The organism is Rhodovulum strictum (genome assembly GCF_009649175.1).
GTDB classification, from domain to species: domain Bacteria; phylum Pseudomonadota; class Alphaproteobacteria; order Rhodobacterales; family Rhodobacteraceae; genus Rhodovulum; species Rhodovulum strictum.
In genome coordinates this window covers 1-20,284 of the sequence record NZ_WJPO01000027.1, presented here as the reverse complement: position 1 = coordinate 20,284, position 20,284 = coordinate 1, and the positions used below count along the sequence as shown (strand labels likewise).

Below are 20,284 nucleotides of genomic sequence, written 5' to 3'. Positions count from 1 at the left end.
GCCGCCGCCGGACCTGCTGTTAACGTCTTCGTGAACGCTCGACAGGTCAGCCCCATGGACGCGTCCTGGATTCTCAGCCGCCCCTATACCGCGCTGGTGCCCCCCGCCTGCGCCGACACCCCGCCCGCCATGGCGCTGGCCGATTTCGTCGCCAGGCTGGAACGGATGCGCGCCGATAACCCCGATCCGCTGGTCTCCTGGTCGCAGGGCCGGTCCCTTGCCTTTGCCGATCTGGGTCCGCTGGGCGAGGCGGTCGGCCGCGCCGACACGCTTGGCGCGGCGCTGCGCTGTCTGGCGCAGGGCTTTCCCGCGCTGCAATCGGGCACAAGCGCCCGGTTCGAGGTCGAGGGCGATCAGGCCCGCTTCACCTATCGCGTGCTCGATTGCCGGATCTGGCCGCGCCGGGCCGATTCCGAACTGACGCTGGGCTTCATCGCCCGCATCGCCGGGCAGTTCGGCACCCCCACCTCCGCCATCCGCGACATCGCCTTTGAACATGCCCCCTGCGCGCGCAGCGCCCCCCTTGCCGCCGCCCTGCGCCGCCCGCCGCGGATGGGGGCGCCCGAGAATGCCATCGCCTTTCCCGTCCAGATGCTCGACCGCCGCGCCCCGGCCAGCGACGGTTCCTTCCCCGAAGCCTTGCGGATGCTCGACCGCACGATCGCCGAGCATCGCCGGTCCGAACGGCTGTCCTCGCGCGTGCGCTTCGCCATCTTCGAGCGGATCGGCCACGCCCCCGTCGATCAGGACGCCATCGCCCGCCAACTGGGCCTGTCGCGCCGCAGCCTGCGCCGCCATCTCGATGCCGAGGGCACCAGCTTCGCCGAATTGCTGGCCGAATGCCGCCGTGCCTGCGGCCACGCGATGCTGACCCGCACCGCGCTGCCCCTCAGCGAGATCGCGCTGGCGCTGGGCTATTCCGACCAGACCGCGTTTTCCCGCGCGTTTTCGCGCTGGTTCGGCGAATCGCCCCGCGAATTGCGCCGCTCGGGCGGGCGCGAGGAAAGCGTGATCCGCTGATCGAACCGCCCCTCGCGCGCCGGTCCCGCATGGGCAATGAAAATCCGCGTTCGGTCGGCGTAACGCGCGTCCAGCGTCGCCAGAATCCGCCCCGCCGAGGCCGCATCGACCTCCGACAGGCTTTCATCCAGGATCAGCACCCGGAACGGCAGCAACAGCGCGCGGGCCAAGGCGATCCGCTGCCGCTCGCCCCCCGACAGGTTCGCCCCCGTCTCGGTCAGCATCAGATCGAGCCCCGCGCCCTGCGCCCGCACCCAATCGGCCAGATCGGCCTGCTCCAGCACATCCCACAACCGTGCGTCCAACGCCCCCGGATCGGCCAGCCGCAGATTGTCGGCCAGGCTCATCGCCAGCAGCGTTCCGCGCTGCGGCACCAGCGCCACCGCCCGGCGCAGCGCCACGGGGTCAAGCGCGCGCACATCCAACCCGTCCAGCGTGACCCTGCCCCCCGGCGCCGGGGCTGCCAGCCGCAGCGCCAGATGCATCAGGCTCGATTTCCCCGCGCCCGAGGCCCCGTCGATCAGCACCCTTGCCCCCGCCGGGATCGTCGTCGTAACCGGCGCGTGATCCGCCATTGCCGCCCGCGCCGCCTCGAACCCCAGCGCCGCCCCCTGCGGCAGCGCCCGGCCCGATGCCTCCTCGGCCCCGTCCTCCATCAGATCGGCCAGCCGCCCCGCCGAGACAAGCGCCTGCGCCTGCGCATGATACAGCCCCAGCAGATTGCGCAGCGGCCCCGTCAGCATCCCGATATAGGCCAGAAAGGCGATCAGCGCGCCGATCTGCCAGTCGCCCTGCACCACCCACAGTCCGCCGATCAGCAGCACCGACAGCCGCACCGCCGCCGCGATTACCTGCGGCACCGCGCCCACCAGTTCCAGCCAGCGCCGCTGCCGCTCCAGCGCCGCGATCTGGCTTGTCTGCAACGGCTCCAGCGCCCCGGCCCGCGCACCGCCCGCGCCCAGCGCGCGCAGCGTCGGCAGGCTCGACAGGCTTTCGATCACGAAACTCGACACCGCGCCGCGCATCTCGCGCACATCCTCGGCCCGCGCCGTGGTGCGCCCGCGTGCCCAGACCAGAAAGCCCAGTTCCAGCGGCGCCGCCAGAATCGGGATCAGCGCCAGCCGCCAGTCCAGCACCATCAGCATCGCCCCGCCGCCCATCAGCCGCAGGATCGACCCGAAGGCCGCCAGCAGCCCGTCAAAGGCAAAGCGCTGGATCTCTGCCGTATCCCCGTCGATCCGTGCCGCCATCTCGCCCACGGGCTTGGGCGGCGCCAGCGGATCGCGCAGCAGGCTGGCCCGCATCGCCCGCCCGCGCAGATCGGCCAGCATCCGCGCCGAAAACCGCAGATGCAGCAGCGCATTGACCACGCCCATCCCCAGCGCCGCCAGCCCCACGCCGAACGCCGCCAAGGCCCAGGTCCAGACCGCCTGCGCATCCCGCGCCACCAGCCCCTCGTCGATGAACTGCTTGGTCAGCCACGGTGTGGCCAGCCCCAGCACCACCGCCAGCAGCGACACCGCCAGCACGACCGCGATGCCGCCCGAGGCCCGCGCGATCACCGGCCCCAGCCAGCCCGCCGCGCAGGACCCGAAGAAGACCCGCGCCGCCCCCCGGCCGAAGCGTGCCGCCCCGCTCATGCGCAGCCCCGGCATTCGGGCCCGTGAAACCGCGCCGCGCCCGCCAGCGCGTCCCGCGCCGCCGCCCCATCGGCAAAGCCCGCCCCCGAAGCGATCCGCGCCGCCAGATGCCCCGCCACCCGCGCCGCCGCGAGACTCGCGCCGCCCTGACCCGCCCCGCCCTGTTCGGGCGAGCCGCACCAGGCCCCGATCACGCCGCCCGCCAGCACCGACAGCCCGTCCCAGCCGCAGCGCGCATCTCCCGTCGCCGCGATCACGCCGGGATAGGCCGCCGGATAGCACGGCCCCCCGCGGGCAGGCGCCGCCGCGACCACGATCCGCCCCGCCGCCACCGCGGCCAGCGCCGCGCGGCGCAGCGGCGCGCGATCCGCCGCCAGCCCCAGGCTCAGGCAGATCACATCCGCCTTCCGCCCCGCCAGCCAGTCCAGCGCGCCCGCGACCTGGATTGCCGTCGTCACCGGGCGATCCTGAAACACCTGCGCATGAACGATCTGCACGCCCGGCACCCCGCGCCGGATCACCCCGGCCACCGCCGTTCCATGCCCCAGAAGGTCAGGCCGCGCCGCGACCCATGTGCCGTCGGGCAGAAACAGCCGCCCACCCGCCAGATCGTCGACAGCACCGCCGCTGTCGATCACGCCGACGATCGGGGGGCGGCCCGCCACCGCCTACTCGTCGCGCGTGAACAGCCGAACCGAGGCCAGCGACATCGAATGCCCGTCCGGCAGGTCGATCTGGCCCTTCTTCTCCAGCGTGTCGGCATCATAGACCCCGATATTGCCCAGCGTGCCGCCGATATAGACCGTGCTGCCATCGCTGGAGACATTCACCGAGTAATAGCTGTGCGGCAGGTTCACCCGCTTGATCGGCGCCCGCGTCTCCAGATCGAAACTGGCCAACTGGTTGTAGACGCCGAAGATCCGCTGCTTCGCCGGATCGGCCACGGTCGAGAAATAGAAGATGTCGGTCGCCTCCGCGTCCTTCATCACCATCTCGCCGGTCTCCAGATCCAGCGTCAGCAGCCCGGTGCGATAGGCCTCCGGGTCTTCGGGATCGCCATCCTCGCGGAAGGTGTAGAAGGGCGTCGTGACCATCCCCGCCACCTCGAATTGCGACCAGGCGTCCAGAACGTCGGGCTGGACATATTCGCCCTTGCCCCAGCCATGGATCGGCAATTCATCCACCTTCTGCCCGGTCGCGGCGTCGAAGACATGCATCTCGCGGCCCATGCCGTAGATCCGGCTGCCATCCTTCGAATAGGCGATCACGGTGACCTGCCGCGGCGCCTCGGCCCGGGCCTTCAGCGCGCCCGTCGCCGTATCATACAGCGACAGCCGCGTGGGCCGCACCTCGAAATGGTTCTTGAAAAGCCCCACCGGGCTTTCATAGACCGCCAGCGTCGTGCCATCGGGCGACAGGTCCATCCCGAACAGCGCCTTCACCCGTTCCTGTTCGGTGCCCAGGATCAGGCGCTGCACTTCCTCGCCGCTTTCCAGGTCGATCTCGACGATTTCCTCGTTCTGCGCGACGATGACAAAGGCGCGGCGGCCATCCGCGCTGACCACCGGCAGGCTGGGCAGCGGCGCGGCCATGTCGATGGTGATGACCTTGTCCACCGCCATCGCCTCGGTATCGACGATCACCAGCCGGTCGGGCCGGGTCGGTGCGATCAGGTAGTCCCGGGCCTGCGCGGGCGCGGCGGCGGCCAGCAGGGCAGGGGCCAGCAGGGCGGTCAGCGTTCTCATCCTCGTCACCCTTTCAGCCGGGGAAAGACCGATTGCAACTGGCGCCAGTCCGCTTCCGATGCGGGCGCGTTCTCGGTCCAGTTCGGATAGGTGGTCATCGTGTCGGGCACCTGCGCGGGCCACCAGCAGGGATCGGCGCAGCCGTAAAGATCGGCCTCCATCGGCTGGCACAGGTTGGCGACACCGCCAAAGGCGTCGATTTCCCAGCCCGGATCGAACGAGGTGGTGCAACCTACCAGCGCGTTCATGGCCAGCACTTCCTCGGCGCTGCCCTCTGCGGGACCGGCGGGATCGGCCGCAAGGGCCTCGTCCATCGCCTTGGCCCGGGTATTGGCGGGGGTCAGGTGTTTCATTGGGCTCTCCTCGGCTGAAGATGGCGGCGGAAGAAATCGGGATTGGCCTGCATGATGCGGGTATAGGCAATGATCCCGAAATCGACCCAGTCCCGCATCAGGTCGCAATAATGATAGACCGGCGCGAACGGATCGCCCTGCCGCGCGTAAGCCTCGTGATAGCACCCGCCCGCACAGATCGACCGGATCCGGCAGGTCCGGCAGCCATAGCCGCTGCGATCCTGCGCCCCCTCGATGAAGCCCGCCAGGCGCGGCACGTCGATGCCGGTCTCGACATTGCCATAGGTCGGCTGGTCCGACCCGACAAAGCGGTGGCACAGATGCAGATCGCCCGCCTTGTCGACCGCCAGCATCCCCAGCCCGGCGCCGCAGGGCACCGCCTTTTTCGTGCCCTGCGCGATGTCGGTCAGCAACTGGTGCATGTTCGAGAACCCGATATTCTCGCCCCGTATCGCGGCCTCGACATAGCGTTGCCCAAGCGTCTTCATGTCCTCGAACACCCGCCCCAGCGCCGCGCCTTCCAGGTTGAAGACCGACACCGGGCCGGAGGTTGCAGGCCCAAATCCCACCTCGGCAAAGCCCAGATCGTGTCGCAGATGGTCATGGATCGCCAGCACATCGGTCACGCCGCGGGTCAGCGTCACGCGCGCACCCACGGGCCGCGACCGATTGCGCGACAGCAGCATCCGCACATTCCGCGCCACCGTGTCATAGCTTCCCCGCCCGCCCACGGTCCGCCGGTTCACGTCATGCAGCGCCTTGGGGCCATCCATCGACACCGTCAGCCCGAAGCGATGCGCATCCAGCCAGTCGACCAGCGACTCTGACAACAGCATCCCGTTGGTGGTCAGCGAGAAATCGACGCTCTTGCCCAGTTCGGCCACCCGCGCCTCGGCGTACTCGACCACCTGCCGGATCAGCGCGATATTGGTCAGCGGCTCGCCCCCGAAAAAGACGACATTGACCCGATCCCGCCCCGATGCCTGCCGCAGCAGCAATTCGAAGGCCGCCACCGCGGTTTCCAGGGTCATCTTCTCGCCCTTGGCGGGGGTCGTCAGATCCTCCTTGTAGCAATAGGTGCAGGAGAGGTTGCAGCCCGTGTTGACGTTCAGCACGATCGTCGAGAGCGGCACATCCTCGACCCGGGCAATCCGGATCGGGGCGGCGGGGCTTGCGGCATCGCGCAGGATGTCGAGGGCCACGAAACTTGCCACGCAATCGGCCAGCGCGCCCGGTGCATGCCGCCCGCCCAGTTCCGCACGCAGCGCCGCGGCATCCGCCACGCCCGCCCGCGCGAACAGGTCGAACACGTCCCGCGCCACCGCGTCCATTTCATACAGCCCGGTCGAGGGCACATGCATCAGCATCGCGCGCCCGTCTACCTCGACCCGGTGGGCATTCTCGGGGATGAAGGCCAGCATTCCCATCGCGCTCACCTTATCGGCGGATCGACGAAACGCTGGACCGTCGCAAAGAGTTGCGCGCGCCCTTCCAGCACCTCGCCCGCCTGTTCAAGCCGGGCCACCACCCACAGATTCCCCGCATTGTTCGTCGTCATCGGCCGTTCCGGGTTCGGCCCCGCATCGCCCGGCGTGAACCGCCCCGCGCCGTCGATCACGCCCGCAAAGCGCGCATCCTCCATCGCCGCGGCCACCTCGTCGAAATCCTCGGTGCTCCAGTCGGCGGGGAAATGGCCCACGAGGATGTCATCCTCGGTGCCCGGCGCGCCATCGGGACCGTTCAGATAGCCCACCACCTCGAACTGCGCGGGCACCTTGGCAATCGGCCCGTCATTGCCGCCCACGCGCGAGATCGTGACCTCGGGCACCACCGCGATCCGGTCCAGCCGGTCATACAGAACCAGCGGCGCGGCCAGATCCCCCAGCCCAAGCGTGACAGGCCCCACCGCCGCCTCCGCCGCCGCCGTCACGCGCAGCACGACCTGCGTTGCGCTTTCCGAAACCAGCTCGGCGCTGACGCCTTCGGGCAGCACCGGCGCGCCCGACAGCCCCACGCCGGTCAGCGTGATCTCGGCCGCCTCGCCCAGCCGCAGATGGCCCGGACTCACGCCCAGGATGCGCGGCGTCCCATCCTCGCGCGCGGCCAGCATCCGCGCCCCGATCACGTCGCTTTCGGCATCGAACCAGCGCCCCGACAGCGCCCCATCCGCGCCCAGCGCCATCACCTGCCGGATCTCGGTCTCGCCATCGGACAGCGTCGCGCGCCACTCGCCCGCGCCATAGACCAGCCCCCGCCCGTCGAAATGCGCGTGGCTGCCATCGGCAAAGCCCAGATCCAGATGCACCTCATAGTCCGTGCCCTCGGCCATCACATGCATGGTCCCGGCATAATCGCCCCGCCCCGGCATCCGCCCGGCCACGGTCCAGGCGCCCGACAGATCGGCGGCCAATGACGCCACGCGCTCGCCATAGCCATAGTTCTCGGCCAGGAAATCCAGCACATCGCCCATCGCGATGCCCCACCAGTCGCGGTCCCGCGCCAGTGCCTGGTATTCCAGCGTCGGGAACTGGCCCAGATGGAAATGGATCATGTGCGCCCAATCCTCGCGCGTGCGCCGCTGCACCGCGACCCGGGCAAAGGAATGGCAGCGTGCGCACATCTCGGCCATGTCCTGGTTCGGCGCCTCGTCCACCGCCACCGGCTCCTGTTCCAGGATGTAGCGCCAGCCCTCGGTTTCCGCGACCGACAGCCCGCGCGTGTCGGCCAGATGGCGCACCATCGTCGCGCGTTCCTCGCCGGTCATCCGGACCCCGTGATTGCGCATCATCCGCACCAGCGTCATGTCCCAGCCTTCGGGCGTGCGGCGGCCATCGTCGATGCGCGGCAGGCTGCCATCGGCGCGCGGCGCGTGACAGGTGGTGCAGACGCGGTCCAGAATGTCCTGCGGCTCCATCGCATGGGCAGGCAGCGCGAGTGCCAGCGCGGCGCAGGTGGTCCAGAGGGCGGGGGCGATTCGGCTCATCGGTGGCGTTTCCCTGTTGCGGTGTTCGGTATCGCGCACGTTGCGTCGCGCGGCGCTTTGCCGCGTCGGTCAAGTCTTTGCCAAACACGCCTGTATTTCTTGACATTTCCGGACAACCTCGCTCCCGATGCAGGCCGGGAGCGCCAAGAGGCCGCATTTGGGCTATGCTCTGCCCAGGCTGCCGGCGCCTGTGATGGGAAAACGGGCAGCGAGGGAACAGGATGACGAAGCCCCATGACCTGATCGTGCTGGGCGGCGGGCCAGCCGGTGCGGTTGCCGCCTGGCTGGCCGCGCGTGACGGGCTGGACGTGGTGCTGATCGACCCCTGTGCCGCCGAAGACCGGATCGAGGGGATGAGCCCGCGGCTTTATCGCTGGCTGGAGGGGCAGGGGCTGCTGGCTGGGTTTGCCGGGCTGGTCGGCCCGCTGTCGCGCGTCAGCCATTGGGCCGGGTTGCCCGCGACCGGCAATGCCGAATGGATCGTCCACCGTCCCGCGCTGGACGACCATCTGCGGCAGGCGGCCGTGACCGCAGGCGCGCGGCTGATCCCGTCCACGGGGCGGGTCGAGGCGGTTGGCCCCGAGGGCGCGACCGTGCTGCTGACCGGGGGCGAACTGCTTGCCGCAACGCGGGTTTTCGACGCGCGCGGGCGCAAGGCCCATGCAGGCGTTCGCGACATGCGCCGCGCGCCCGCCACGCTGTCGATCTCGGGCTGGGTGACAGCCGAGGGGAGGGCTGCGCGTACCGTCACGGTGGTGCCCGTCGCGCAAGGCTGGCTCTGGATTGCGCAGGGCTGGCCGGATCGCGCCTGGGTGCAGTTCGTCACCGATGCGCAATCCGACGGCTCGCCCGACGACCGCTTTGCCGCTGCCATTGCTGCCGCCGCAAAGGCGACACCGCTGCCGACCCTGACCCCCGAAGGGCCATTGGTGATCCGCGATTGCGCCCCTGCGCTGCCGCCCTTTACCGACGATCTCAGCGTTCTGCCCATCGGCGACGCGGCCGCCGCGGGCGATCCCCTGTCCGGGCATGGCCAGTTCTGGGCGGTTTCGGGTGCGCTGGCCGCGACTGCGGTGCGCCGCAGTCTGGCCGCCCGTCCCGGCCCCGAGACCGAGGCGCTGGCGCGGCGTTTCCTGTCGGACCGGCAAAGCGAGACCTTCTTTCATCAGGCCCGGGTCGGCCGCGAATTCGCCCGCCAGATCGCAGAGCATGCCACAGCGCCCTTCTGGGCGCGCCGCCGCGATTTTCCCGACGATCTGCCGTTGCACCCGCCCGGCGCGGGCTTTCGCATCGACCGTGCCGTGGTGGTGGCGGACAACCTGCTTGAGGAACGCGAGATCCTGCGTACCCCTGCCACGCCCGGCGGCATCGCCTGGTTCGGCACGATCCCCGCGGCGGATGCCTGGCGGGCGCTTGAGGATCGCGTTCCGCTGACCGATCTTGTTGCCCGCTGGGGCCAGATGGCCGAACATCTGCCCGACCTCCTGCGGCAAGAGGCGTCGCCGCCCTACTGAGCCCGCGACAGCCGCGCCACAGCCCAGCGCGCAGCCTCGGCCACAGTGGGGTCGGGGTCGGAAACCAGTCTCTGCACCGGCCCGATCAGTGTCTTGTCACCCGAATTGCCGATGGCATAGCAGACATTGCGCACGAAGCGATCCCGCCCGATCCGCTTGATCGGCGAGCCCGAGAACAGCGCCCGGAACCCCGCATCGTTCAGCCCCGCCAGATCGGCCAGCTTCGGTGCGATCAGGTCGGGGCGCGCGGCATATTTCACCTCGCGCGCGGCCACCGCGAACTTGTTCCAGGGGCACACCCCCAGACAATCGTCGCAGCCATAGATCCGGTTGCCCATCAGCGGCCGCAGGCCCTCGTCCACCGGTCCCTTGTGCTCGATGGTCAGATAGGAAATGCAGCGCCGCGCATCCAGTTGAAAGGGCGCTGGAAAGGCGCCCGTGGGGCAGGCGTCCAGACAGGCGGTGCAAGACCCGCAATGCTCGGCCCCCGGCGCGTCGGGCGGCAACTCGACCGTGGTGAAGATCGCGCCCAGAAAGAACCAGTTGCCCAGACCCTGGCCCAAGAGGTTCGTATGCTTGCCCTGCCAGCCCAGCCCCGCCGCCTGCGCCAGCGGCTTTTCCATCACCGGCGCGGTATCGACAAAGACCTTGATCGCCTCGCCCGGCACCTGATCCAGCAGCCAGCGTCCCAGCCGCTTCAGCCGCGCCTTCAGCACGTCATGGTAATCGCGGTTCTGCGCATAGACCGAGATCGCGCCGCGATCGGGCCGCGCCAGCACCGCCAGCGGGTCATGGGCGGGCGTATAGGGCTCGGCCAGCATCACCACCGACCGCGCCTCGGGCCACAGCGCCGCGGGGTTGCCGCGCCAGCCCATCCGCTCGGCCATCCACGCCATCTGACCGTGCCAGCCCCGTTCGACGAAGGCGGCCAGCCGAGCGGGGGCCTGCGGGATCGCATCGGGGCGGCAGACCCCCATTGCGGCAAAGCCCTCGGCGCGGGCCTGCGCTGCCAGCCGGTCCTTGAGCGCCCCGCTCAAAAGTCGAGATTGGCGTAGTGCCGGGGCGGCGGAAAGCCCGGCACCTGATCCGCCAGGATATTGCGGAAGGCAGGGCGCGACTTGATCTTGGCATACCAGTCCTTGACCACCGCGTTCCGGTTCCAGTCCACATCCGAGATGTAGTCGAGGCTCGACAGATGCGCGGCAGCCGCGAAATCGGCCAGCGTCATCACGTCGCCCGCCAGCCAGCGCCGCTGATCCAGCAGCCAGCCCATGTAGTCGAGATGGAACTTGATCGCCTGCGAGCCCGCCTTGACCGCGCGGCTTTCGGGATAGCCTTGGCCCATCACCTTCTTGTTGACCCGCTCGTACAGGAGCTTCGAGGTCACCTCGGCATGGAACTTGTCGTCGAACCAGAAGCACAGCCGTCGCGCCTCGCAGCGCTCGGCGGGGGTGCCGGGCAGCAGACGGGGTTCGGGATAGACCTCGTCCAGATACTCGCAGATCGCCTGGCTTTCGGACATCACGCGCCCGTCCATCCGCAGCACCGGCACCTTGCCCGCCGGGTTGCGGCGCATGAAATCGGCCTCGCGCTCCCAATAGCGTTCCTCGATCAGTTCGACCTCGATCCGCTTTTCGGCCAGCACCAGGCGGACCTTGCGGCAAAAGGGCGACAGGGGCACGTGATAGAGACGGTTCATGGGCACGACCGGAAGTTGACCTGCCGCCCCTCTTGCCCCGTCAGGCCCGGATTTTCAACTCTGGAAGCACGCCGCCCGACCATCGACGCGGATCGTTGCCGCCCCGTCCGAGATGCGCGCGGCACGGCGTTGCTGCGTCGGCGTCAGTTTCGTGGCGTTGCGCGCCCTGGGGGCGGGCAGCATCACGGCGAGCGCGGCAGACTGGGCCGGGGTCAGCCTGGCCGGTGCGACCCCGAAATAATGGCGCGCGGCGGCGTCGATGCCGAAGATGCCTTCGCCGAACTCGGCCACGTTCAGATAGACTTCGAGGATGCGGCGCTTGGACCAGGTCAGTTCCACCATCGGGGTCAGCACCGCCTCCAGCGCCTTGCGCGGCCAGCTTCGGCCCTGCCAAAGATAGACATTCTTGACCGTCTGCTGGCTGATCGTCGAGCCGCCATAGCGCCCGCCCGCCTCCAGCGCGCCGCGGATCGCGCGCATGTCGAACCCCCAATGCAGGCAGAAATTCGCATCCTCCGCCGCCACGATGGCCCGGCGCGCCGCCGGTGCCACCTGCGAAATCGGGACCCAGCGATGCTCGATCTTGCCCAGCCGCCGCGTTTCGGACCACATGGTCCAGGTGGTCGGCGGGTTCAGCCAGGCCGGTGCAACCACCGCCAGCGCGATCAGCAGGACAAGGCCGCCCAGCACCCGGCCCGCCGACAGGCGCACGCGCGGCAGCGCAGGCAGCCAGCGCCGCCCGCCGCCCGCCTTGCGGTTTACCTTCTTCGACGTCCTTCGCCGTGCCATGGCGCCTGATAGCCCAGTGCGGCCCGCTTGACCATCGCCGGAAAAGCAAGACCCCCGCGGGCGCTGCCGCGGGGGCCGGTTTCAGGCCGGATCAGACCCTATTCCGCCGGAACCGCGCGTTCCTCGATGCCCAGCGGGTGGGTGAGGTGCGGCAGCATCTCGCGCGGGCAGACTTGCAGGAAGTTGCCCTTTTCCAGATCCCAGTTGTCGAGGATCTCGCGCGCCTTGCGGCTGCCGGTTTCCTCGGCATGGCGGGTGATCAGGCCCTTCAACTGGGTTTCCCAATGCTGGACGGTGACGCCGCAGGTGACCAGCGTCTCCATGTTCATCAGGTCGCCGGCCGTCCCTTCGGGATCGTAGAGATAGGCCATGCCGCCGGTCATCCCGGCGCCGAAATTGGCCCCGATCCGGCCCAGGATCACCGCGACGCCGCCGGTCATGTATTCGCAACCGTTCGAGCCGCAGCCCTCGACCACGACCTTGGCGCCCGAGTTGCGCACCGCGAACCGTTCACCGGCCCGGCCCAGCGCGAACAGATAGCCGTCCGTCGCCCCGTAAAGCACCGTGTTGCCGATGATCGTGTTCTCGGATGCGTCCAGCGGGGTGTAATGCGGCGGGCGCACGACGATGGTCGCCCCCGACAGCCCCTTGCCGACATAATCGTTGGCATCGCCCGCCACGATGATCTTGAGCCCCGGCGCACCGAACGCGCCCAGCGACTGGCCCGCGCTGCCCGCCAGCTTCACCGTCAGGTGATCGGGTTGCAGCTTGTTGCGCATCCCGAATTTCGTGACGATATGGCTCGATACCCGCGTGCCGATGCTGCGATGCGTGTTTCGCACCGCATAGCTCACCTGCATCTTCTCGCCATCCTCGAAGAAGCGATGCGCATCGCGCAGGATCTCGGCGTCCAGCGTGTCGGGCACCGCATTGCGCGGCCGCGACCGGTCAAGCTGCGGCCGGTCCGAGGGATCGACCTGGATCAAGAGCGGGTTCAGGTCCAGATCGTCCAGATGCGCCGAACCGCGGCTGATCTGGGTCAGCAGATCCGCCCGCCCGATCACGTCCTCCAGAGACCGCGCGCCGATCTGGGCCAGGATCTCGCGCACTTCCTGGGCGTAGAAGGTGATCAGGTTCACCACCTTGTCGGCATTGCCGGTGAACTTGGCCCGCAGCTTGGGATCCTGCGTGCAGACCCCCACCGGGCAGGTGTTCGACTGGCATTGCCGCACCATGATGCAGCCCATCGCGATCAGCGCCGCGGTGCCGATGCCGTATTCCTCGGCCCCCATCATCGCCGCCATCACGATATCGCGCCCGGTGCGCAGCCCGCCATCGGTGCGCAGCGTCACCCGCTCGCGCAGGTTGTTCATGGTCAGAACCTGATGCGCCTCGGTCAGGCCCATTTCCCAGGGCAGGCCCGCATATTTGATGCTGGTCGCCGGGCTGGCCCCGGTGCCGCCATTATGGCCCGAGATCAGGATAACATCGGCCTTGGCCTTGGCCACGCCCGCCGCGATGGTGCCCACACCCGAAGACGCCACCAGCTTGACGCAGACCTTGGCGCGCGGGTTGATCTGTTTCAGATCATAGATGAGCTGCGCCAGATCCTCGATGGAATAGATGTCGTGATGCGGCGGCGGGCTGATGAGCGTGACGCCCTTGGTCGAATGGCGCAGCCGCGCGATCAGTTCGGTGACCTTCATGCCCGGCAACTGGCCGCCCTCGCCGGGCTTGGCGCCCTGCGCGACCTTGATTTCCAGTTCCTCGCAATGGTTCAGGTATTCCGCCGTCACCCCGAAGCGGCCGGAAGCCACCTGCTTGATCTTGGCCGACGGGTTGTCCCCGTTCGGTTCGGGGTGGAAATGCGCCGGATCCTCGCCGCCCTCGCCACTGTCGGACTTGGCTCCGATCCGGTTCATCGCGACGTTCAGCGTCTTGTGCGCCTCGGGCGACAGCGCGCCCAGCGACATGCCCGGCGTCACGAACCGCTTGCGGATCGAGGTGATCGATTCCACCTCCTCGATCGGCACCGGCTTGCCCAGCGGCTTGATGTCCAGCAGGTCGCGCAGATGGATCGGCGGATTGGCCCGCATCGCGGCCGAGAACTGCTTCCAGATCTCGAAGGATGCGCTGTCGCAGGCTTTCTGCAACAGGGCCATGGTCTTGGCCTCCCAGGCGTGTTTCTCGCCCGAGCGCCGCGCCTTGTAGAACCCGCCCACGGGCAGCACGTCGCTGCCCCCGCGCCAGCCTTGGCGGTGCACCTCTTCCAGCTTGCGCTGGATGCCCGAAACCCCGATCCCCGAGATCCGGCTGTGCATGCCGGGGAAATATTCGGCGCACATCGCGCGCGACAGCCCCACCGCCTCGAAGTTCAGCCCGCCGCGATAGGACGAGATCACCGAAATGCCCATCTTGGACATGATCTTGAGCAGGCCAAGGTCGATGGCCTTGCGATAATGCGCCACCGCTTCGCTTAGCGTGCAATCCAGCAGGCCCCGCCGGATCCGGTCGGCCAGCGTGTCCTCGGCCAGATAGGCGTTGACCGTGGTCGCGCCGCAGCCGATCAGCACCGCGAAATAATGCGGGTCGATGCATTCGGCCGAACGCACATTGACCGAGGTAAAAGTCCGCAGCCCCTTACGCGTCAGCCAGCTATGCACCGCGCTGGTGGCCAGGATCATCGGCATCGGCACCCGGTCCTCGTTCTGGTGCTGGTCGGTCAGCACCAGATGGCCAGCGCCCGAGCGCACCGCGTCCTCCGCCTCGGCCCGGATCCGCACCAGCGCCTCGCGCAGCGCATCGGGCCCCGCGCCCGCCGGGAAGGTGCAGTCGATCTCGGTCATGGGCGAGGTGAACTGCGCCGCGATCGCCGCGAACTGGGCATTGCCCAGGAACGGGCTTTCCAGAACGATGATCCGGGTCTGGCTGCCATCCTCGTCCAGCACGTTCTTGAGATTGCCGAACCGCGTCTTCAGGCTCATCACCCGGTATTCCCGCAGGCTGTCGATCGGCGGGTTCGTCACCTGGCTGAAGTTCTGGCGGAAGAAATGGCTGAGTGGGCGGTACTTCTCGGACAGCACCGCCGACGGCGTGTCGTCGCCCATCGAGGCCACGGCTTCCTTGCCGTCCTCGGCCATCGGCGCAAGGATCGTCTCGATCTCCTCGATGGTGAAGCCGGCCGCGATCTGGCGCTTGCGCAGCTCGCCCCCCTCGAACAGCGGCGCTTCCTCCAGGCCCGACAGCGTATCGTCCAGCTCGTGCACCTTTTCCAGCCAGTCGCCGAAGGGCTGGCTGGCGGCCAGCAGATCCTTCAGTTCGCTGTCATGGAACAGCCGCCCCTCGCGCATGTCGACTGCGATCATCTGGCCCGGACCCAGCGCGCCCTTTTCGCGCACGCTGGACTCGTCGGTCGGCACCATCCCGATTTCCGAGCCCGCGATCAGAAGCCCGTCGCCGGTGACGACATAGCGCATCGGCCGCAGCCCGTTGCGATCCAGCCCGCCGCAGACCCAGCGGCCATCGGTCATGGCCAGCGCCGCGGGGCCGTCCCAGGGCTCCATCACCGAGTTCACATAGGCATACATGTCGCGCCAGGGCTTGGGCAGTTCGACCGCCGCCTGCGACCAGGCTTCGGGCACCAGCATGGTCTTGGCCATCGGGGCGTTGCGCCCGGCGCGGACCAGCACCTCGAACACGGAATCCAGCGCCGCCGAATCCGAAGACCCCAGCGCCACGATCGGCTTGATGTCCTCGGCCAGATCGCCAAAGGCGGACGACGCCATCCGGATCTCGTGGCTTTTCAGCCAGTTCAGGTTGCCCTTCAGCGTGTTGATCTCGCCGTTATGGGCCAGCATGCGGAACGGCTGGGCCAGCCACCATTGCGGGAAGGTGTTGGTCGAATAGCGCTGGTGATAGATCGCAAAGGCGCTTTCGAAACGCGGATCCAGCAGGTCGGGATAGAACTCGGCCACCTGTTCGGCCAGCATCATGCCCTTGTAGATCACGGACCGGCAGGACAGCGAGCACAGGTAAAGCCCCGGCACCTGCGCCGCGGCGGCGGCCTTTTCGATCCGGCGGCGGATGACGTAAAGCTCGCGCTCGAACGTCTCCTCGTCCACGCCCTTTGCGTTCGAGATCAGGATCTGTTCGATCTCGGGCCTTGTGGCATTGGCCTTTTCGCCCAGAACCTCGGTATTCACCGGGACATGGCGCCAGCCATAGATGTGATAGCCCATCCGCAGGACTTCGGTCTCGACGATGGTCCGGCAGACCTCCTGCGCCGAGAAATCGGTTCGCGGCAGAAAGACCTGACCGACCGCGATCAGCCGGTCGGGATGCGGTTCGTGCCCGGTGCGCCGGATCTGGTCATAGAAGAAGGGCACCGGGATCTGCACATGGATGCCCGCGCCGTCGCCGGTCTTGCCATCGGCATCGACCGCGCCGCGGTGCCAGACCGCCTTGAGCGCGTCGATCCCGTTTTCCACGACCTTGCGCGAGGGCTTGCCGTCGATGGCAACGACCAGCCCGACCCCGCAAGAGGCGTGCTCGTCATCGAGGCGGTAAAGCCCGTGCTCGGCGACAAAGGCGCGCCGGGCTTCCTCGCGGGCCACCCATTCGGCATCGAATTTCGTCATGGTCGGAACCCTTCTCTGATGGGTCAGGGCATATGCCCTATTCCTGTGTCACTGGTCGGGGCGTCGGCGAACGGGCCGGGGGAACTGCGGTCGCGTCCCGATCTGTCCGTCTGCTGCGCAAACGCCCCCTGCGCCGTTACTCCGCCGCGACCTGCGCGGGCTGGTTCAGATAGGTCAGAATGCTGTCCGCCGCCTCGCGCCCGTCGCGGATCGCCCACACGACCAGACTGGCCCCGCGCACGATGTCGCCCACCGCGAACACGCCCGGCAGGCTGGTTTCGTGGCTGCGGAAATCGGCCTTGATCGTGCCCCAGCGGGTCACTTCCAGCGCCGCCTCGCCCCAGAGCGTCGGCAGATCCTCGGGCTCGAAGCCCAGCGCCATCACCACCAGATCGGCCGGTTCGACATAATCCGCACCCTCGATCACCTCGGGGCTCTGGCGGCCGGTGGCATCGGGCTGGCCCAGGCGCATCCGCTGCACCATCACGCCCTCGACCGGCTCGCCGGCAAAGCCCCTGGGCGCGGTCAGCCAGACGAATTCGACGCCTTCTTCCTCGGCATTCTGCACTTCGCGCTGGCTGCCCGGCATGTTCGCGCGGTCGCGGCGATAGAGGCATTTCACCGATTGCGCGCCCTGCCGGATCGCCGTGCGCACGCAATCCATCGCCGTGTCGCCGCCGCCGATCACCACCACGCGCTTGCCGTTCGCGTTCAACTCGCCCGAGTCGTATTCGGCCACGCTGTCGCCGAACCCCACCCGGTTCGAGGCGGTCAGATAGTCGATGGCGCGCACGATCCCCGCCGCCCCAACGCCCGGCGCCTGCATCCCGCGCGAGCGGTAGACGCCGGTGGCGATCAGCACCGCGTCATGCTTGCCGCGGATCGCGTCGAAACTGATATCCACGCCCACATTGCAGTTCAGGACGAACTCGACCCCGCCCTGTTCCAGTTGCGCGACGCGGCGCATCACCACGTCCTTTTCCAGCTTGAAGCCAGGAATGCCATAGGTCAGCAGCCCGCCCGCGCGGTCATGGCGGTCATAGACCGTGACCTGCACCCCAGCGCGGCGCAGCACATCCGCCGCCGCCAGCCCGCCCGGCCCCGCGCCGATGATGCCGACGCTTTCGGGCCGTTCCGCCGCGGGCGCGATGGCCGGAACCCAGCCGTTTTCCCAGGCGGTATCGGTGATGTATTTCTCGACCGCGCCGATGGTCACGGTGCCGTGGCCCGACTGCTCGATCACGCAATTGCCTTCGCACAGCCGGTCCTGCGGGCAGATGCGGCCGCAGATCTCGGGGAAGGTGTTGGTTGCCTGGCTCAGTTCATAGGCTTCCTGCAACCGCCCCTCGGCGGTCAGGCGCAGCCAGTCGGGGATGTTGTTGTGCAGCGGGCAATGGGTCTGGCAGTAGGGCACGCCGCATTGGCTGCACCGGCTGGCCTGTTCTGCGGCCTTCTCGGCGGCGAACTCGGCATAGATTTCGTCGAAATCATGCGCGCGCGAGTCTGCGTCCCGCTTCTGGGGCATCTCCTTGGCGGTGCTGACGAATTGAAGCATCTGGCGCTTCGACATGGCTGGCTCCCTGCGGCACGGATCCGGTTTCGGACGCCTCTATACGGGCGTTCCGTCGCAATTAAAAGTCAGAAATTATGACCCATTCGGAATTATCTTCCGGCAAGTGGCCGCGGAATGCCCCTATGGCCGCAATTTAAGGTCATTCATTATGACCTATGGCGCCGCTTCCCATTCGAGTCCCAGCCCGTATGCTGGCGCCGATTCCGAACCGGGCGGGGTGCCATGGAACTTTTCAACCTATTCCTTATCGCCGTGATCCAGGGCATCACCGAGTTCCTGCCGATCTCGTCCTCGGGCCACCTGATCCTGCTGCCCTATCTGACCGGCCAGCCCGACCAGGGCCTCGTGATCGACGTCGCGGTGCATGTCGGCACGCTGGGCGCGGTGATCCTCTATTTCCGCAAGGATGTGGCGCTGGCCCTTGCCGGGTTCGGGCGGCTCGTGCGCGGGCGGATCGACACGCCCGGCGCCTTTCTTGCACTCTGCCTGATCGTTGCCACCATCCCTGTCGTGATCGCGGGCACGATCATCAAGCTGGCAGGCGCCGAGGAAATGCTGCGCAGTATCGTCCTGATCGGCTGGACGATGCTGGTCTTCGGCATCCTGCTGTGGTGGGTCGACACCCGCGCGCCGCGCATCCGCAAGGCACCGCAATGGACGCTGAAACATGCCGCGATCATGGGCCTGTGGCAGGTGATCGCGCTGCTGCCGGGCACCTCGCGTTCGGGCATCACGATCACCGGGGCGCGGGCGCTGGGCTATGACCGGCCCGACGCGGCCCGGCTGTCGATGCTTATGTCGATCCCGACCATCGCGGCCTCGGGCGTGCTGATGGGCGGCAAGGTGATCGTCGAGGCCGACCTTGCCATGGCGCGCGACGGTGCCTTGGCTGCGGGGCTTGCCTTTGTCTCGGCGCTGGCGGCGCTGGCGGTGATGATGCGGCTGGCCCGGTCGATCAGCTTCACGCCCTATGTGATCTACCGGGTGGTGCTTGGCCTCGTGCTGCTGGGCGTCGCCTACAGCTAGGGGCGCATCCCCTTTGCCGCCTCGCGGATGCCATAGAACTGCCCCGCGGGCCGGTAACGCCACAGGTATTCCGGCAGCACCGCCTCCATCGCGACCGGCGCGATGCCCAGCTCGGCAAAGCCCGCCGCGCCCTCGCGCACCACATTGTCAAGCGCGAGATTGACCACCTGATCGCGGGTCAGGATCGAATTGGTGAAGACCCCCAGCGACAGCCGCTGCAACAGATCGAAGGCCGTGCCCATCGCGGCCGAGGCAAAGAGCGGCAGGTTCAGCACGAGGCGGTTCGGCCGACCGATGATGTCCAGCATGCTTTCCATCAGTTCGGCAAAGGTCCGCGCCTCGGGGCCGCCCAACTCGTAGATGCCGGGCGCGGCCTTGCCGGTGACACCCAGCGCCACGGCCTGCGCCACATCGTCCACGTAGACCGGCTGGAACCGCGTGTTGCCGCCCGTCACCGGCAGCACCGGCGCGAACCGCGCCATCGAGGCGAAGCGGTTGAAGAACTGATCCTCCGGTCCGAACACGACCGAGGGGCGCAGGATCACCGCCGCCGGAAAGGCCGCGCGCACCGCCCCTTCGCCTTCGCCCTTGGTCTGGGCATAGGCGCTTTGCGCCGCCGGATCGGCCCCGATCGCCGAGACATGCACCAGACGCCCGACCCATGCCTTCGCGGCCTCCTCGGCGATATGGCGCGCACCGTGATGCTGCACCAGCCCGAAGGTGTTGCGTCCGACCTCGTTCAGGATGCCGACGCAGTTCACTGCCGCGTCCGCCCCCTGCAAGGCGCTGGCGACCGAGGCGGGCTCGCGGATATTGCACAGCACCGGCTCTACCTGGCCCACCGCGCCATAGGTGCGCACGAACAGCGCCTCGTTCGGGCGGCGCACCGCCACGCGGACCCGCCAGCCCTGTTCCGCCATGCGCCGTGCGACATAGCGCCCGACAAAGCCCGAGCCCCCGAAAACGGTCACCAGCCGCGCCATCGCATGCCTCCTCGCAGATTGTGGCCCTGCCCCGAATATAGGGCCGAACCCGGTCCCGCAAGGCGCGGTGCAGAAGATGCAAGAATCGCCGTTGACACCACCCGCGACGCTCTGTAATTGACCGCCTCACGACACCTGCCCAGGTGGCGGAATTGGTAGACGCGCTGGTTTCAGGTACCAGTGGCTTAACGGCCGTGGAGGTTCGAGTCCTCTCCTGGGCACCACTACACCCTTGTCATCCCCCTATTTCTCAAGGCAAACAGGCCGATAGCTGCCTCCTCGGGTCCACATTCGGGTCCACGGGAGGTCCACATTGGGCATT

The 20,284-nt window shown here is 68.2% G+C and carries 15 protein-coding genes and 1 tRNA gene; 4 read left to right on the top strand and 12 right to left on the bottom strand.

The window, feature by feature from the left end:
- The first annotated feature begins 54 nt into the window (after nt 1-54).
- Nucleotides 55-1,020, top strand: coding sequence for an AraC-like transcriptional regulator QhpR (qhpR, locus tag GH815_RS14835; RefSeq protein ID WP_153749546.1), 966 nt, complete (start codon nt 55-57; stop codon nt 1,018-1,020).
- Here the strand turns inward: qhpR and GH815_RS14830 are convergent.
- The 6 genes from GH815_RS14830 to peaA are packed head-to-tail and all read right to left on the bottom strand — an operon-like array spanning nt 915 to nt 7,741.
- The gene (locus GH815_RS14830; RefSeq protein ID WP_153749545.1) at nt 915-2,660 is read right to left on the bottom strand and encodes an ABC transporter ATP-binding protein; all 1,746 of its coding nucleotides are present in this window, start codon (nt 2,658-2,660) and stop codon (nt 915-917) included. The genes qhpR and GH815_RS14830 overlap by 106 nt on opposite strands.
- Nucleotides 2,657-3,325, bottom strand: a complete 669-nt coding sequence (qhpE, locus tag GH815_RS14825) for a subtilisin-like serine protease QhpE (RefSeq protein WP_343030898.1) — start codon at nt 3,323-3,325, stop codon at nt 2,657-2,659. Before qhpE ends, GH815_RS14830 begins: the two co-directional genes overlap by 4 nt.
- A 3-nt stretch (nt 3,326-3,328) precedes the next feature.
- Nucleotides 3,329-4,405, bottom strand: a complete 1,077-nt coding sequence (peaD, locus tag GH815_RS14820) for a quinohemoprotein amine dehydrogenase subunit beta (protein ID WP_153749544.1) — start codon at nt 4,403-4,405, stop codon at nt 3,329-3,331.
- Between the two features lie 5 nt (nt 4,406-4,410).
- Entirely contained in the window at nt 4,411-4,758 is a 348-nt protein-coding gene (qhpC, locus tag GH815_RS14815) for a quinohemoprotein amine dehydrogenase subunit gamma (RefSeq protein ID WP_153749543.1), read from the bottom strand.
- On the bottom strand, nt 4,755-6,185 hold the full coding sequence (gene peaB, locus GH815_RS14810) for a quinohemoprotein amine dehydrogenase maturation protein (protein WP_153749542.1): 1,431 nt from the start codon (nt 6,183-6,185) through the stop codon (nt 4,755-4,757). The genes qhpC and peaB overlap by 4 nt, the downstream gene beginning before the upstream one ends.
- Before the next feature lie 5 nt (nt 6,186-6,190).
- Nucleotides 6,191-7,741 (bottom strand): quinohemoprotein amine dehydrogenase subunit alpha, encoded by a 1,551-nt coding sequence (gene peaA / locus GH815_RS14805; protein ID WP_153749541.1) that lies wholly within the window; start codon nt 7,739-7,741, stop codon nt 6,191-6,193.
- A 221-nt stretch (nt 7,742-7,962) separates the two neighbouring features.
- Between peaA and qhpG the strand changes: the two genes are divergently transcribed.
- Nucleotides 7,963-9,255 (top strand): flavin-dependent monooxygenase QhpG, encoded by a 1,293-nt coding sequence (gene qhpG / locus GH815_RS14800; protein ID WP_246176469.1) that lies wholly within the window; start codon nt 7,963-7,965, stop codon nt 9,253-9,255.
- On the opposite strand, the gene queG is transcribed toward qhpG, so the two are convergent.
- From queG to GH815_RS14775, 5 genes are all read right to left on the bottom strand, one after another.
- The gene (queG, locus tag GH815_RS14795) at nt 9,249-10,292 is read right to left on the bottom strand and encodes a tRNA epoxyqueuosine(34) reductase QueG (protein ID WP_153749540.1); all 1,044 of its coding nucleotides are present in this window, start codon (nt 10,290-10,292) and stop codon (nt 9,249-9,251) included. The two genes, qhpG and queG, sit on opposite strands and share 7 nt — an antisense overlap.
- Nucleotides 10,289-10,954, bottom strand: a complete 666-nt coding sequence (fzlA, locus tag GH815_RS14790; protein ID WP_153749539.1) for an FtsZ-binding protein FzlA — start codon at nt 10,952-10,954, stop codon at nt 10,289-10,291. Before fzlA ends, queG begins: the two co-directional genes overlap by 4 nt.
- Nucleotides 10,955-11,008: 54 nt before the next feature.
- Complete coding sequence (mtgA, locus tag GH815_RS14785) at nt 11,009-11,743, bottom strand: monofunctional biosynthetic peptidoglycan transglycosylase (protein WP_153749538.1); 735 nt, start codon at nt 11,741-11,743, stop codon at nt 11,009-11,011.
- Nucleotides 11,744-11,841: 98 nt separating this feature from the next.
- Nucleotides 11,842-16,380, bottom strand: a complete 4,539-nt coding sequence (gene gltB, locus GH815_RS14780) for a glutamate synthase large subunit (protein ID WP_153749537.1) — start codon at nt 16,378-16,380, stop codon at nt 11,842-11,844.
- A 136-nt stretch (nt 16,381-16,516) separates the two neighbouring features.
- Complete coding sequence (locus GH815_RS14775; protein WP_153749536.1) at nt 16,517-17,950, bottom strand: NAD(P)-dependent oxidoreductase; 1,434 nt, start codon at nt 17,948-17,950, stop codon at nt 16,517-16,519.
- A gap of 225 nt (nt 17,951-18,175) precedes the next feature.
- Here GH815_RS14775 and GH815_RS14770 point away from each other — a divergent pair, with 225 nt between their 5' ends.
- Nucleotides 18,176-18,979 (top strand): undecaprenyl-diphosphate phosphatase, encoded by an 804-nt coding sequence (locus tag GH815_RS14770; protein ID WP_153749535.1) that lies wholly within the window; start codon nt 18,176-18,178, stop codon nt 18,977-18,979.
- On the opposite strand, the gene GH815_RS14765 is transcribed toward GH815_RS14770, so the two are convergent.
- Nucleotides 18,976-19,962 carry a complex I NDUFA9 subunit family protein gene (locus GH815_RS14765; protein ID WP_153749534.1) on the bottom strand — a complete coding sequence of 329 codons (987 nt, stop codon included), beginning with the start codon at nt 19,960-19,962 and terminating at the stop codon, nt 18,976-18,978. The two genes, GH815_RS14770 and GH815_RS14765, sit on opposite strands and share 4 nt — an antisense overlap.
- A 137-nt stretch (nt 19,963-20,099) precedes the next feature.
- Between GH815_RS14765 and GH815_RS14760 the strand changes: the two genes are divergently transcribed.
- A tRNA-Leu gene (locus GH815_RS14760) sits at nt 20,100-20,186 on the top strand.
- Nucleotides 20,187-20,284: the final 98 nt, after the last annotated feature.